Origin of the sequence: Epilithonimonas sp. JDS (assembly GCF_021261315.1) — a bacterium.
Lineage (GTDB): Bacteria > Bacteroidota > Bacteroidia > Flavobacteriales > Weeksellaceae > Epilithonimonas.
Genome location: NZ_JAJSAX010000003.1, coordinates 49,290 through 65,024, shown reverse-complemented (window position 1 = coordinate 65,024; position 15,735 = coordinate 49,290). Strand labels below are relative to the sequence as shown.

Here is a 15,735-nt window from a genome sequence, read left to right as displayed (position 1 = left end):
ATTTCAAAAAAAATTATTAAAAATAAAACTTTACGTTATGAAAAAAACTATCATTAATTTAATCAGCAGAATTGCTCTCATTGCAATTGTTTTACTCACCTGCCAGGTAAGTGCTCAAACGCCAAAAGTCCGTATAGACAATACCACACAGAGACAAAAAATTACAGGTTTCGGTGGTTTCGTGTGCAGCCCGCAGTTTGCCTATGACCATATGACACCTGCAGAAATCGAAAAAATGTGGGGCACAAATAGTGAGGCCGGATACAACATTATGCGGCTTTATATTCCTACGACCAAGGCAAACTGGAGCACAGCTTTGGCAACCGCACAAAAAGCAAAATCTTTGGGATTGATCATTTTTGCAAGTCCGTGGTCTCCACCTGCCGAATGGAAAACCAATGGTAATGACGCCGGGACTTACAATGGTGTGGAAGGTTTTTTAAAGGAAGAAAATTATGCAGATTTTGCTAATTATCTTAATGAATTTGTAGTCTATCTGAGAGACAATGGCGTAGAGTTGTATGCAATATCCCTTCAAAACGAACCGGATTATGTGGTTACTTATGCAGGGTGCACATATACACCTGCTCAGATCACCAATTTTTTGAAGAATTATTCAGATGTTATTTCCTGTAGGATTATTGCGCCGGAAACAGTTGGGATGTCAAATACTTATGCCAGTGCACTTCTTGCGGCAGATGTATTGCCAAAATTTGAAATCTATGCTGGACACCAATATGGCGGCATAGGTTCTACATACAAAGGGTTCCTTAACACAAATAAAGAAATCTGGATGACGGAGTTTCTGCTCAACTGGAACTCAAATGGCGGGACAAGAAATTTCTCTTGGAGTACAGATGCGTTTGACTTTGCGAAAAGTGTAAATGATGTTTTGGTAGGCGGAGGAAATGCCTGGATCCATTATGCCACAAAAAGATATTACGGAATGATGGGAGACGGTCAATTCGGAACCGTAGCTGGCGAAATTACTAAAAGAGGATATATACTTTCTCACTTTGCAAAATATACCACAGGTTCCAAAAGACTGGATGCAATATGGAGCGATCAGGGATCGATGCAAGGTTCAGCTTATATCAATGATTCGGGTGACAAAGTGACGCTGATGGTTTTCAATTCATCTGCCAACACTTATACTCTGAAAGTGGATTTACCATTTTACACGACATCCGTTCAGAAGATTCTGACCAACGAAACAACCAATATGAGTTCTTCTAACCTGAATTTTACTGAGACATTTCGCCCAACAATCCAGGTGAATCCATCAAGCGTTATCACTTTTGTTTTTGATAAAAGTAATATCAGAGAAGTTTCCAATATGACAGGACAGGATGTGAATTACAGTAAAATAGAAACGCAGACAGTCACAAATTCTGCTTTCGGAACAGCCTATCAATTGAGTGGTAAAACAGCGACTTTGTATAATTCTACACCATTGATCAGTTCCAATATGACAGATTCTAACGGATACATAAGTCTGGATGATCGCTACAACAAGTTGGTTTTCCACGTAAACAGTTATACAACAAGCAATTTGGCAACGTCTTCCAATACCACACTTTATTATGTTGATAAGGCAGGAGCTGTGAAATCTTATAATTATGGAACTGTAAACCTGCCATCATCAGGATCTTCCAATTTTGATTTGGTTTTTGATATTTCCAGAGCTGTTCTTACAACTGGATGCAAGGGAATTATAGGACTCAGAAATGGTAATTTCAGTTCGATTCTTACATTTAATTTCGGGGATGTTTATTTTGGTATTTCGAATGAAAAAGCAATGAAATTTGCCGGCGTTTATTCCGACGGCGACAGCAACCTGATGGATGTTTATGAAAATACATACTACACCTCATTGGATTTTAACAACGTAACGAATATCAATACATCTGCAAATTGGAAAAGCAAAATGGCAAATGCTAATAGTCTTTTCTATGTCAGTGCTGGTTCTGGCTTCCTTACAAACTCTAAAGCTGCCAACTCAAATGTTGTTTCAGGAACGGTTTGTGCCTCATTGGAATTGTCGGATCAGGGCGGTGATTTTAATGCGCCTATCAGTTTTACGGCAACCAATGCTTCTTATACAAAAACAATCAATGGATATGCAGTTATCGTTCTTCCGTTTGAAGCTAATATTCCAATGGGTGTACAAGCTTACAATATGCTGCCTTCATCATCAAAAGTGTTGTGTACAACTGTTCCGAATGGAAAAATTCCTGCTAATACACCGGTATTAATCAATGGAAATGGAACCTTTACTTTCACAGGATCCGGATCTGTTTCTACGCCAAAAGCGATAGTTTCAAATCAGTTCAATGCAGATTACAGCACGATAAAAGCTTACACAGGAGGATATGTGCTCAAAACGGTAAGTGGAACGACAGGATTCTACAAAATTGCAAGCGGAAGTGAAAATGTTTCTTCTTTCAGTGCATACATTTCTGAAGAAAACATTTATTCAGCTTCGATGTTAATGTTAGAATTTGAGACGCTAGCTTCAGAAAATACGTCCACTTCTAAAGTACAGATCTATCCAAACCCAGCCAAAAACGAAATTTTCGTTGACTGGAGATCATCTGATGCGGTTTATTCTATCATAGATGCAAAAGGAAGTATAGTTTCATATAAAACAAAACTTAACATCGGCAAAAACAGAATAGATGTGTCTAAACTTCCTTCCGGATTATATTTTATCGAGATATCCGAATCAGGGAAAAACATCAAGAGTAAATTCATAAAACAATAACCTCATTCATATTTTTTCAAATTATTTTTTAGGAAGTCACCGGTTCATTCTGGTGACTTTTTGTTTAATAATTTATAATTAAGTGTAATATATACATTTATTTAAAATAGAATGTTATATTTGTTTTTAGTAGAATTGGTATTTCTTCAGTTTGAAATAAAATTCATCTTCCGAAAGCATTTTTAAATATTTCCTAATGAAAAAGATTATACTTTCCTTATTCATCTACATTTGTGCATTTTCATCCGCACAGAATTTCAAACATTCCTTTCAAAATCCAAAACTTCCTGTCGAACAGAGAATCGAGAATCTTCTCGGATTATTAACTGTTGATGAAAAAATCGGAATGATGATTGATAATTCCAAAGCAGTTCCAAGACTCGAAATTCCCGCTTACGGATGGTGGAACGAGGCACTTCACGGCGTCGCCAGAGCTGGAACAGCGACTGTTTTTCCACAAGCCATTGGTTTGGCAGCGACCTGGGACGTTCCGGAACATCTCAAAACCTTTGAAATGATTTCTGATGAAGCCCGTGCAAAATATAACAAATCTTTCGATGAAGCCAGTAAAACCGGACGTTACGAAGGTCTTACATTCTGGACTCCGAATATCAATATTTTCCGGGATCCAAGATGGGGAAGAGGTCAGGAAACTTACGGAGAAGATCCTTATCTTACTTCTGTTTTGGGTGTTGCTGCGGTAAAAGGTTTGCAGGGAAATGATCCTAAATATTTTAAAACCCACGCTTGCGCCAAACATTTCGCCGTTCACAGCGGCCCGGAATGGAACCGACATTCCTACAATGCCGAAATTTCCAAAAGAGATCTGTATGAGACCTATCTTCCGGCTTTCAAAGCACTGGTTTTGGAAGGAAATGTAAGAGAAGTGATGTGCGCTTACAACGCTTTCGACGGACAACCTTGTTGTGCCAATAATACTTTGCTTAATGAAATTCTCCGAGGTAAATGGAAGTATGACGGAATGGTCGTTTCAGACTGTTGGGCTTTGGCAGATTTCTATCAGGAAAAATACCACGGAACGCATCCCGACGAAAAAAGTGCAGCAGCAGATGCTCTAAAACATTCCACAGATTTGGAATGTGGAGATACTTATAATAACCTCAATAAATCTCTGGCAAGCGGATTAATCACCGAAAAAGACCTCGATATTTCAATGCGCAGAATCCTGAAAGGCTGGTTTGAATTAGGTATGCTTGATCCCAAATCTTCCGTGCATTGGAATCAAATTCCGTATTCGGTGGTAGATTCGGATGAACATAAGAAACAGGCTTTGAAAATGGCTCAGAAATCTATTGTACTGATGAAAAATGAAAAAAACATCCTGCCTTTAAATAAAAATATTAAAAAAATTGCCGTTGTAGGTCCCAATGCTGATGACAGAATTATGCAGTTGGGAAATTACAACGGAACACCTTCTTCAATCGTAACGATTTTAGATGGAATTAAAGCCAAATTTCCAAATGCTGAAATCATTTATGAAAAGGGAAGTGAAGTTGCAGATCCTACGGCAAGAACTTCACTCTATCAAAATTTTGTCAGTCAGAAAAATGGACAAAAAGGGATGGAGGTGGAATTCTTTAATAACAATGAATTCAAAGGTCAACCGGTCAATACTTCCGTCAATAATACTTCAATCACGTATAATAGTTTTGGCGGAACACAACTCGCTGCAGGAGTTGCCAGAGAAAATACATCAGCAAAAATTTCGGGTATTTTTAAGAGCAGTTATTCCGGCGAAGTGATATTTTCTGCCGCAACATCAGACATTTACACGCTTTTTGTTAACGGAAAAGAAATTGCTACCAGAAAAGGTCCTGACGCAAGACATCCTTCGGAATTTCCTGTAAAAATGCAGAAAGGAAAAGAGTATCAGATAGAACTACGTCACAGCCAGAAAGGAAAATACGTAAGCATTGCGTTTGAAGTTTACAAAAAAGATCCTGTAAATTTCGCTTCGGTGAAAGAAAAAGTGAAAGATGCTGACGTTATCATTTTTGCTGGCGGATTGTCGCCAAGTCTGGAAGGCGAAGAAATGTTGGTAAGCGCCGAAGGTTTCAAAGGTGGCGATAAAACCTCGATAGAACTTCCGAAAGTTCAGCGTGAATTATTAACGGAATTAAGAAAAACCGGAAAACCTGTCGTTTTTGTATTATGTACAGGAAGTTCGCTTGGTCTGGAACAGGAAGAAAAAAATTATGACGCTTTGCTGAATGCTTGGTATGGCGGACAATCCAGCGGAACTGCTGTTGCGGATGTTTTGGCGGGAGATTACAATCCTTCCGGAAGATTGCCGATTACTTTTTACAAAAATCTGGAGCAACTGGATAATGCACTTTCTAAAACGAGTAAGCACCAAGGTTTTGAAAATTATGATATGCAGGGAAGAACTTACCGCTATATGACGGAAAAACCTTTGTATCCATTCGGTCACGGTTTGAGTTATTCAAAATTCAATTATGGAGATGCAAAATTGAGCAAATACAACATCAGTTCTAGTGAAAATATTACGATAAATATTCCTGTTAAAAATATTTCTGAAAGTCATGGAGAGGAAGTGGTGCAGGTGTATGTGAAAAGAAATAATGATGTTTTAGCGCCTGTGAAGACTTTAAGAGCTTTTGAAAGAGTTTTGATTAAATCTAAAGAAACAAAAAACATACAACTGACAATTTCTCAGGAGTCATTCAAATTTTATGATGAAAAAGCCGATGATTTGGTTTCAAAATCCGGAGATTATACCATTTTCTACGGCGGAACTTCTGATAATGCAGGATTAAAAAGTGTTCAGCTGAAAGTCAAGTAATTATAGACTGACATGCTCCATTAAACATTTAGTATTAGAGATGTCACACTGAGCGTAGTCGAAGTGTCTGTTTGAACAATTAAAAAATAGTATCAATGAAAACTAAAAATAAAATCTTCACCCTTCTTCTCTCAACCTGTGTTGCATTTTCATCAGCACAAACCTCAAAGTTTACTTTTGATTTGGATGGAAGTACTACCAACATCAAAATTCAGCCAACGATGTACGGAATTTTCTTCGAAGACATCAATTTTGCAGCAGATGGCGGTATTTATGCAGAACTCATCAAAAACCGAAGTTTTGAATTTGACGAACCGTTAATGGGTTGGAAACAGCAAAATACAAAAACACTTTCTCCTAATTTGAATTCCGGTTTTCTGACGATTTATTCGGATAATTCCAAAACCAATAAAAACTATGCAAGAATCACCATTTACAATGACAAAAATTATATTTTGGAGAATGAAGGTTTCAGAGGAATCGGGCTTCATCAGAATTCCCGATATGATTTCGGCTTCGATTTAGAAAAAGTATCAGGTAATATTTCCGCAGTTAACGCAAGTCTAATTGACGAAAACGGAAAGATAATCTCGACAGTTCCCATTCTCATCAAAGGAAAGGGCTGGCAAAAATATAATGCGGTTTTCACACCATCAAGAACAGTTGAAAAAGCAAAACTTCAAATCACTTTTACCGGAAACGGCGTCATCAATATGGATATGATTTCCCTCTTCCCACAAGATACTTGGAAGGGAAGAAAAGGCGGTTTGCGTAAAGATTTGGTTCAGAAATTATACGACATGCAACCAGGATTTTTGCGTTTTCCCGGAGGTTGTATAGTCGAAGGAAGAACACTTGCCGAAAGATATCAATGGAAAAAAACGCTGGGAAATGTCGCTGACAGAGAATATCTCATCAACAAATGGAGCTCAGGATTTGCGCATCGCCTGACTCCCGATTATTATCAGTCGTTCGGATTGGGTTTTTATGAATATTTCCAGCTTTCGGAAGATTTGGGAGCAGAGCCGTTACCGATTTTGAGCAGTGGAATGGCGTGCCAGTTCAATACGGGCGAATTGGTTCATTTGGAGGAATTAAATCCTTACGTTCAGGATGCTCTGGATTTAATTGAGTTTGCCAATGGTGATTCTAATACAAAATGGGGGAAAATCCGTGCTGAAATGGGACATCCAAAACCATTCAATATGAAATATATTGGCGTCGGAAACGAGCAATGGGGAGAAGATTACATCGAGCGTTACAAAATTTTTGAAAAAGCCATTCACACCAAATATCCGGATATTAAAATCATTTCAGGAAGCGGACCGTCGCCCGACGGAGAATTCTTTGAATATGGCTGGAAAGAGCTCAAAAAACTCAATGCACAGATTGTAGATGAACATTATTACAATTCGCCCGAATGGTTTACAAAAAATGCCGGAAGATATGATGATTACGACCGTTCCGGACCAAAAGTTTTCGCCGGGGAATATGCGGCACAATCGGTTGGCGTAGTAAAACCAGATAATAAAAATAACTGGCAGACCGCACTTTCAGAAGCCGCTTTTATGACTGGGCTTGAAAGAAATGCCGATGTTGTCACGATGACTTCTTACGCCCCGCTTTTTGCCCACGCAGACGGTTGGCAATGGACACCGGATTTAATTTGGTTTAATAATCTTCAGTCGTATGCAACACCCAATTATTACGTTCAGAAATTATTTTCCAACAATAAAGGAACAGATTTAATTAAGATTTCTGAAAATGGGAATCCTGTAAAAGGACAAAATCAACTCTTTGCATCCGCAGTGAAAGATGGTAAAAATAATGAAGTAATGATCAAAATAGTTAATACAGATTCTCAGGAAAAGTCAATTGAAATCAATCCAAAAAACATAAAATTAGGAAGCAAACTGACCAAAATAATCTTGACAGCTTCACAACTTTCTGCAGAAAATAATTTCCAAACCGAAAATATTAAACCTCTTGAAGAGAATTCTGTGATTAAAAAAGGGAAATTTTCTGTTCAGATTCCATCCAATTCTTTTGTAGTTTTAAAAATAAAATAACCGCAAAATACCATTAATACAGGAAAAAATAAAATTAAGTGTAATATTTACATTTATTTAAAATAAAAATTTATATTTGTTTTATTCTCTCAATAAGAGAAATAAACATTTATTAAAACTAAATTCATTATAAACAATGAAGAAATATGTTATCGGATTAGATTATGGAACAGATTCCGTACGTGCAGTTCTGATTGATACAGAAAATGGAGCAGAGCTCGCAACATCCGTAAGTTATTACCAAAGATGGAAAGATGGAAAGTTCTGTCAGCCGGAGCAAAATCAATTCCGTCAACATCCTTTAGACCATATCGAGGGTTTAGAAAAAACCGTTTCCGATGTGGTAAAAGAAAGTGGAGTAGCACCTGAAAATATTGTCAGCATTTGTATTGATACCACAGGTTCATCGCCGCTTCCGGTAAACAAAGAAGGAATTGCATTGGCTTTAACGCCTGGTTTCGAACAAAATCCAAATGCAATGATGGTGTTGTGGAAAGACCATACATCCGTTGATGAAGCGGAAGAAATTAATCATTTATCAAGAAATTGGGGCGGTGAAGATTACACCAAATTTGAAGGCGGAATCTATTCTTCCGAATGGTTTTGGGCAAAAATTCTTCACATCAACCGAGAAGACGAAAAAGTGAAAAATGCGTCTTACAGTTGGATGGAGCATTGCGATTATATTACGTTTCTCCTTTCCGACCATCAGGATTTATCAACTTTCAAAAGAAGCCGTTGCGCCGCAGGTCACAAAGCAATGTGGCACGAATCGTGGGGCGGACTTCCTTCTAAAGACTTTCTCGGTCAGTTAGACCCATCTTTAGCCGGACTTCGAGACAGATTGTATGATAAAACCTACACTTCCGATGAGGTTGCAGGAAATTTAAACCAAGGATGGGCTGCAAAATTAGGATTGACAACCAACACTGTGATTGCCGTAGGAACTTTCGACGCCCATTCAGGAGCAGTCGGTGCAAAAGTGGAGGAGAACACACTCATCAGAATTATGGGAACTTCCACCTGCGATATTATGGTTGCACCCAACGAAATTATCGGAGACAAAACCGTCAAAGGAATTTGCGGACAGGTAGATGGTTCGGTTATCCCGGGATTGATTGGTCTTGAGGCTGGTCAATCGGCGTTCGGAGATTTGTTGGCTTGGTACAAAGACATTCTGATGTGGCCAACTCAAAACGTTTTGATGAATTCTAATATCATCAATGAACATCAAAAACAACAATTAAAGGAAGAAATAGAAAACAATCTCATTCGAAATCTTACTTTAGAAGCTGAAAAAATCCCTCTTTCCGAAGCCGTTCCTATTGCATTGGATTGGGTTAATGGAAGAAGAACGCCTGATGCCGATCAAGAACTGAAAGCGGCTATCAGCAATCTTTCACTCGGGACAAAAGCACCGCAAATTTTCAAAGCTTTAGTCAACGCCATTTGTTTTGGTTCTAAAAAAATTGTCGACCGTTTTGAAGAAGAAGGCGTGAAAATCGAAAAAGTAATCGGAATAGGTGGTGTTGCTAGAAAATCTCCGTTCATTATGCAAACCTTGGCAAACGTGCTTAATATGCCGATTGTCGTAGCAGCATCAGACCAGGCTCCGGCTTTGGGCGCAGCGATTTATGCCGCAGTTTCGGCAGGTATTTATGCAAATGTTCAGGAAGCAAGCCAAAAAATGGGTTCCGATTTTGAAGCCGAATATTTCCCACAGGCAGCACACGTGGAAAAATATGCAGAACTGATGAACCAATATCAGATTCTCGCAGATTTCACTGAAAATAATATAAAGTCTAAAAAGAAGTTGAAGGCTTACAGTTTATAGTTGATAGAAATCAGGTCGGGCTACGTGCAATTAGCTGTTGAAAAGCCTTGTCAAGATTCCAAAACTTTGACAAGGCTGACACAAATTAATAGGAAAGGGCTTTTCCTATTTATTAAATGACAATCAAATTGGCTTTAGCCGAAACCTATTTAAGTTTCGGCTAAAGCCAAGGAAAATAAAAATCAGGCATAGAGCTAAAACACAACGCAATTTAAGAATCTTAATCTTTAAATTATTTAATAAAAAATGAGCATCTATAAAGAACTCAAGAGAGAATGTTACGAGGCCAATATGCAGTTGGATGCCTTGAAGCTGGTCGTCTACACATTTGGAAACGTAAGTGCAGTTGACCGTGAAAAAGGAATCTTTGCCATTAAACCAAGCGGTGTTCCGTACGAAATCTTAACACCTGAAGATATTGTGATTTTAGATTACGATGCCAATGTGGTTGAAGGAAATTTAAGACCTTCTTCGGACACAAAAACCCACGCTTACCTCTACAAAAACTGGGAAAATATTGGTGGAATTTCACATACGCACGCCATTTTTTCTGTAGCTTGGGCGCAGGCGCAAATGGCTGTTCCGATTTTCGGAACCACACACGCCGACCATCTGACTTCGGATATTCCTTGTGCACCACCTATGCACGATGATTTAATTGAAGGAAACTACGAGTATAATACCGGAATTCAGATTCTCAATTGCTTCAAAGAAAAAGAATTGTCTTACGAAGAAGTAGAAATGGTTCTTATCGGAAATCACGGACCGTTCACTTGGGGGAAAAATGCCGATAAAGCCGTTTACAACAGCAAAGTTTTGGAAACCATCGCAGAAATGGCGTATCGCACGAGACAAATCAACCCGGATGCACCACGACTGAAAGATTCGCTCATCAAAAAACATTACGAACGAAAACACGGCAAAAACGCCTATTACGGACAATAATTAAAATTTAAAATAAAATTTTTGTCATTCTGAACTAAACAGGGTGTAGTAAACAATCTCGTTTCAATATAACAGACAGAGATTCCTCGTTCCTCGGAATAACAACGCAACAGTAAAAACCATCAACCATCAAAAAACAACCATCAACTAAAAATATGTTAACACCTCTCAATACAAAAGAAATCTGGTTCATCACCGGAAGCCAGCATTTATACGGACCTGAAACATTGGCTCAAGTTGCCGAACATTCAGCGAAAATCGTGGAAGCACTCAATGCCTCTTCATCCATTCCTGTAAAAGTTGTTCTGAAACCAACCGTAAAAACTACGGAAGAAATTTTCGAAACCCTTACAGCCTCCAATTTTGCCAAAGATTGTATCGGAATTGTAACCTGGATGCACACGTTTTCTCCTGCAAAAATGTGGATTCGCGGATTGACCGCTTTGCAAAAACCAATGTTGCATCTTCATACTCAGTTCAATCAGGATATTCCGTGGTCTACGATGGATATGGATTTTATGAACCTAAATCAGGCAGCTCACGGTGACCGTGAATTTGGATTTATGGTGAGTCGTCTCCGTAAAAACAGAAAAGTAGTTGTCGGACATTGGGCAGACGAAAGAGTTCAAAAACAAATTGGAGACTGGAGCCGTGTTGCAGCAGGTTGGGACGATTGGCAAGGTGCGAAATTCGCCCGTTTTGGAGATAATATGAGATATGTAGCTGTAACCGATGGCGACAAAGTAGAAGCAGAAACTAAATTTGGATTTTCGGTAAATACTTGGGGAATCGGGGATTTGGTAAGCGTTGTCAATTCCATTGGCGATGGCGAAATCAAAACTTTGATTGAAGAGTACGAAGCGTCGTACAAGATGGCGGAATCTCTTCTTGCAGGTGGAAGCAACAGAAAATCTCTCGAAGCAGCTGCAAGAATAGAATTAGGTTTAGAAAAATTCTTGAAAGACGGAGATTTCAAAGGCTTCTCGGATACTTTTGAAGACCTTCACGGTTTGGAACAGCTTCCCGGAATTGCCGTTCAAAGGTTAATGGAAAAAGGGTACGGCTTTGCCGGAGAAGGCGACTGGAAAACCGCTGCACTCGTTCGTGCAATGAAAACAATGGGACAAGGTCTTAAGGGCGGAAATGCCTTTATGGAAGATTATACATACCATTTAAATCCTGCAAACCCTTCTGTTTTAGGTTCTCATATGCTGGAAGTTGACCCTGTTTTGGCAGTTGACAAACCATCTTGTGAAATACATCCGTTGGGAATTGGTGGGAAAGCTGACCCGGTTCGTTTGGTTTTCAATTCAAGAGGAAATATCGATTCTCTGAATGCTGCTCTGATGGATTTCGGAAATCATTTCAGATTATTAATAAACAAAACAAAAGCATTGGAAATCACGAAAGAATTACCAGAACTTCCTGTTGCGAGAGTGCTTTGGAAGCCACTTCCGGATTTGTTCACTGCTGCAGAAGCTTGGATTTTGGGAGGTGGAGCGCATCACACCTGTTACAGTGAAAACGTTACTGTAGAAATGTTGGAAGATTTTGCAGAAATGGCAGGAATCGAATCTTTGGTCATTGACGAAGATACGAAAATCCGTGATTTCAAGAATACCCTTCGCTGGAATGAAATTTATTACCGTTAATCTTGGAAGATCATTCAGACTATGAAAAAAATAAGTTATAACCTGATTATCATCGCACTTTTATGTATTTTCGGATGTAATAAAAAAGAAAACAATAATCAGCCTCAAAAAGAGAATATGGAAAATCTACAGGTTTCAGATTACGGAGTGACAGCGAAAGGCGATTCCATTAAAAAATACACCTTAACAAATAAGAATGGAATGAAGGTGGAAGTCATCAATTTTGGCGGCATTATCACTTCACTCACGGCTCCCGATAAAAACGGAAAATATGAAGATGTCGTTTTAGGCTTTACAAAACCTGAAGATTATTTCAATGGAAATCCTTATTATTTCGGAGCATTGATTGGTCGTTACGGAAACAGAATTGCCAATGCCAAATTCACTTTGGAAGGTAAAACCTACGACATCGATAAAAATGACGGACCAAACACTCTTCACGGTGGAAAAGAAGGTTTTCATACCAAATTCTGGAATATTGAACCTGTAAAAGATGCAAAATTTCCAACTTTGAAGCTGACTTACACAAGTGCAGACGGCGAAGAAGGCTATCCCGGAAAACTGTCGACCACTGTTTTATATACTTTGACAGACGACAATGCCTTGGAGATTGCTTACGAAGCTACAACGGATAAAGCAACTGTTGTTAATCTTACTCAACATTCGTACTTCAATCTTTCAGGAAACTTCACAAAAACGATTACCGACCACGAATTGCAAATCAATGCAGATAAATTCTTACCTGTAAACGAAACTTTGATTCCGATTGGTGAACAGAAATCGGTGAAAGGAAGTCCTTTTGATTTTACCATTTCTAAACCAATTGGAAAAGATATCAACGCAGATGATGACCAATTGAAAAAAGGAAAAGGTTACGACCACAACTGGATTCTGAGCGGAAGCGGAATGAGAAGCATTGCCAAAGTCTATCATCCTAAATCAGGAAGAGTAATGGAAGTTCTTACCGACGAGCCGGGCGTTCAGTTCTACTCCGGAAACTTTCTTGACGGTAAATTCGATACCAAAACCGGTGGAAAAAATGAATTCAGAACAGGTTTTTGCTTAGAGACCCAACATTTCCCGGATTCCCCGAACCAAGCTTCTTTCCCTTCAACAGAATTGAAGCAGGGACAAAAATATCAGACTAAAACGATTTATAAATTCTCAGTTAAAAAATAAATTATGGGAAACTTAGCGACTATTGATATCATCATATTTCTTGTTTATTTTGTGGTGGTAGCCGGTTACGGAATCTGGATTTACAACAGAAAAAAGTCCGCAGCTACAGGCAGTAAAGATTATTTCCTTGCAGAAGGTTCACTCACCTGGTGGGCGATTGGCGCCAGTTTGATTGCTTCCAACATTTCTGCGGAACAGTTCATCGGGATGAGTGGTGAAGGATTTTTCGTGGGTATTGCCGTTGCAGCTTACGAATGGATTGCAGCAATTGCATTGATTATTATCGCGGTTTGGTTCATTCCAATTTACCTTAAAAACAAGATTTATACGATGCCCCAATTTCTGGAAACCCGTTACAACAAATCGGTTTCACTGATAATGGCTGTTTTCTGGCTGTTTTTGTACGTAATTGTAAATCTTACTTCAATTCTTTATCTGGGAGCTTTGGCAATTGATACTTTGTTGGGTGGAGATAATCTTCATATCATTATGATTGGATTGCTTCTGATGGCTTTGCTTATTGGTTTAGGCGGAATGAAAGTAATCGGATATACCGACGTTATTCAGGTAGCAGTTTTGATTATCGGAGGTTTTGCAACGGTTTATATGGCTTTGCAAATCGTTGACCAAAGAATCAACGGAGCGGCTGTAGGAAATGCTTTCGCAGGTTTCCAGACATTGATGAGTGAAGCACCACAACATTTCAAGTTAATGCTTGACAAACCTACCACAACCACTACAACTTTAGCAATGCCGGAGAATCTGAGTGTTCAGAAATATGTGGTTCTGCCAGGATTGGCTATGTATTTTGCAGGTCAGTGGATTGTTAACCTGAATTATTGGGGATGTAACCAATATATTACACAACGTGCTTTGGGAGCTGATTTGAAAACGGCAAGAACCGGAATTTTATTCGCAGGATTTCTGAAGTTATTTATGCCGATTATTGTAATGCTTCCGGGAATTGCAGCCTATGTTTTATATACAAAAGGGCATTTGCCTGGTTTCAACGGGGTAAAAGACGGTGCTTATTCAGCTATTTTAGGATTTTTACCAACCGGGTTGAAAGGACTTGCAGTTGCAGCACTTACCGCAGCAATCGTAGCATCTTTGGCTGGAAAAGTAAACAGTATTTCGACGATTTTTACTTTAGATATTTACAAAAAATACCTGAAAGCAGATGCCACCGAAATAGAGATGGTAAGAACAGGACGTTGGGCCATTATTATCGCAATGGCCGTTGCATTGGCATTTACGTGGACCGATGTTTTGGGAATCGGAGGAGAAGGTGGATTTACATTCATTCAGAAATATACAGGATTTATCAGTCCGGGTGTATTTGCGATGTTTCTTCTAGGAATGTTCTGGAAGAGAACGACGGGAACTGCAGCTTTAGTAGGCGTTCTTCTTGGTTTCTTACTGGCGATTTTCTTCAACAGTTTTGCAGTCGATATTTTCGGGAAAGAGACTTGGCTATACACGGCTTTCACTTATGAAAAATTAGAAAACGGTGTAGTTCAAACGATTACGGAAATTCCGTTTTTGATTAATATGGGTTGGTCATTCTTTATCACCGTTGTTGTGATGGTGATGATAAGTTTATCTGGTCCGAAAGTGAATCCAAAAGCTTTTGCAATTGATGCGACAATGTTCAAAGTAGATAACAGAACTTTAGTTATGATTGTAGTGACGGTTCTTTTATTGACCGCACTTTACGTAAGATTCTGGTAATTTTAAAATAAATTAAAAATAGGATGTCATATTTGGCATCCTATTTTTGTTAAATATTCTGATGATTTTATAATTTTAAATAAAGTTTTGAAAAAATATCTCCTTTTTATCGACACCGAAACCACAGGCATCCCAAAACGCTGGGATTTACCTTACTCTGACACCGATAATTGGCCTTCTGCGGTTCAGGTTTCGTGGATTATTTATGATGAAAACGGTATCGAGATTAAAAGACAAAATTGTTATATTGATGTTGATGATTTGAAAATTAGTACCAAATCATTCAAAATACACGGAATTACCAAAGAATTTTTAAGCAAAAACGGACAAAACCGGAAATTGATTTTAGAAAAACTTTCGAAAGACATTCAGCAATATCAACCGTTGATTATCGGACATTTTATTGAGTTTGATATTGATACGCTGAGCTGTGACTTTTATAGAGCTAATCTGGAAAATCCTTTTCAACAAAGTCATTTTTACTGTACAATGCTCAAAAGCAAAGACTATAATTTGAATCCAAACGTCATTTATCTTCGCTTGAACCAGCTTTTTGAATTTCTTTTCAATGAAAAAATGGAACGCTCTCACGATGCGATGATTGATGCTGAAATGACGGCAAAATGTTTTTTTAAAATTAATTCTTCCGGAGAGATTTCGGAAAATGAATTTCAGAAAATCCACCAAGAAATAGAATGTAAATTGAAATTTTTAACAAATAAAATGAAATAATGATT

Annotated in this window: 9 protein-coding genes; all 9 read left to right on the top strand. The window is 38.4% G+C overall.

Features of this window, described 5'->3' with window-relative positions; translation table 11 throughout:
• The first annotated feature begins 37 nt into the window (after window positions 1–37).
• Window positions 38–2,764, top strand: a complete 2,727-nt coding sequence (locus tag LUD75_RS10820; RefSeq protein WP_232705691.1) for a T9SS type A sorting domain-containing protein — start codon at window positions 38–40, stop codon at window positions 2,762–2,764.
• Window positions 2,765–2,960: 196 nt separating this feature from the next.
• Entirely contained in the window at window positions 2,961–5,588 is a 2,628-nt protein-coding gene (locus LUD75_RS10815) for a glycoside hydrolase family 3 C-terminal domain-containing protein (protein WP_232705690.1), read from the top strand.
• Between the two features lie 95 nt (window positions 5,589–5,683).
• Complete coding sequence (locus LUD75_RS10810) at window positions 5,684–7,657, top strand: alpha-L-arabinofuranosidase C-terminal domain-containing protein (protein WP_232705689.1); 1,974 nt, start codon at window positions 5,684–5,686, stop codon at window positions 7,655–7,657.
• Between the two features lie 136 nt (window positions 7,658–7,793).
• The gene (locus LUD75_RS10805; RefSeq protein ID WP_232705688.1) at window positions 7,794–9,491 is read left to right on the top strand and encodes a ribulokinase; all 1,698 of its coding nucleotides are present in this window, start codon (window positions 7,794–7,796) and stop codon (window positions 9,489–9,491) included.
• Window positions 9,492–9,737: 246 nt separating this feature from the next.
• Window positions 9,738–10,436 carry an L-ribulose-5-phosphate 4-epimerase gene (locus LUD75_RS10800; RefSeq protein ID WP_232705687.1) on the top strand — a complete coding sequence of 233 codons (699 nt, stop codon included), beginning with the start codon at window positions 9,738–9,740 and terminating at the stop codon, window positions 10,434–10,436.
• Between the two features lie 155 nt (window positions 10,437–10,591).
• Entirely contained in the window at window positions 10,592–12,088 is a 1,497-nt protein-coding gene (araA, locus tag LUD75_RS10795) for an L-arabinose isomerase (protein WP_232705686.1), read from the top strand.
• Window positions 12,089–12,109: 21 nt separating this feature from the next.
• Window positions 12,110–13,267: a galactose-1-epimerase gene (locus LUD75_RS10790; protein ID WP_232705685.1), complete on the top strand. Its 1,158-nt coding sequence runs from the start codon at window positions 12,110–12,112 to the stop codon at window positions 13,265–13,267.
• 3 nt (window positions 13,268–13,270) lie between these two features.
• Window positions 13,271–14,998, top strand: coding sequence for a sodium/solute symporter (locus tag LUD75_RS10785; protein WP_232705684.1), 1,728 nt, complete (start codon window positions 13,271–13,273; stop codon window positions 14,996–14,998).
• 87 nt (window positions 14,999–15,085) lie between these two features.
• Window positions 15,086–15,730 carry a 3'-5' exonuclease gene (locus LUD75_RS10780; RefSeq protein ID WP_232705683.1) on the top strand — a complete coding sequence of 215 codons (645 nt, stop codon included), beginning with the start codon at window positions 15,086–15,088 and terminating at the stop codon, window positions 15,728–15,730.
• Window positions 15,731–15,735 lie beyond the last annotated feature (5 nt).

Excerpts from the sequence above, each read along its gene's own strand:
- LUD75_RS10820 (WP_232705691.1), top strand. The coding sequence starts at position 38 with ATGAAAAAAACTATCATTAATTTAATCAGCAGAATTGCTCTCATTGCA.
- LUD75_RS10815 (WP_232705690.1), top strand. The coding sequence starts at position 2,961 with ATGAAAAAGATTATACTTTCCTTATTCATCTACATTTGTGCATTTTCA.
- LUD75_RS10810 (WP_232705689.1), top strand. The coding sequence starts at position 5,684 with ATGAAAACTAAAAATAAAATCTTCACCCTTCTTCTCTCAACCTGTGTT.
- LUD75_RS10805 (WP_232705688.1), top strand. The coding sequence starts at position 7,794 with ATGAAGAAATATGTTATCGGATTAGATTATGGAACAGATTCCGTACGT.
- LUD75_RS10800 (WP_232705687.1), top strand. The coding sequence starts at position 9,738 with ATGAGCATCTATAAAGAACTCAAGAGAGAATGTTACGAGGCCAATATG.
- araA (WP_232705686.1), top strand. The coding sequence starts at position 10,592 with ATGTTAACACCTCTCAATACAAAAGAAATCTGGTTCATCACCGGAAGC.
- LUD75_RS10790 (WP_232705685.1), top strand. The coding sequence starts at position 12,110 with ATGAAAAAAATAAGTTATAACCTGATTATCATCGCACTTTTATGTATT.
- LUD75_RS10785 (WP_232705684.1), top strand. The coding sequence starts at position 13,271 with ATGGGAAACTTAGCGACTATTGATATCATCATATTTCTTGTTTATTTT.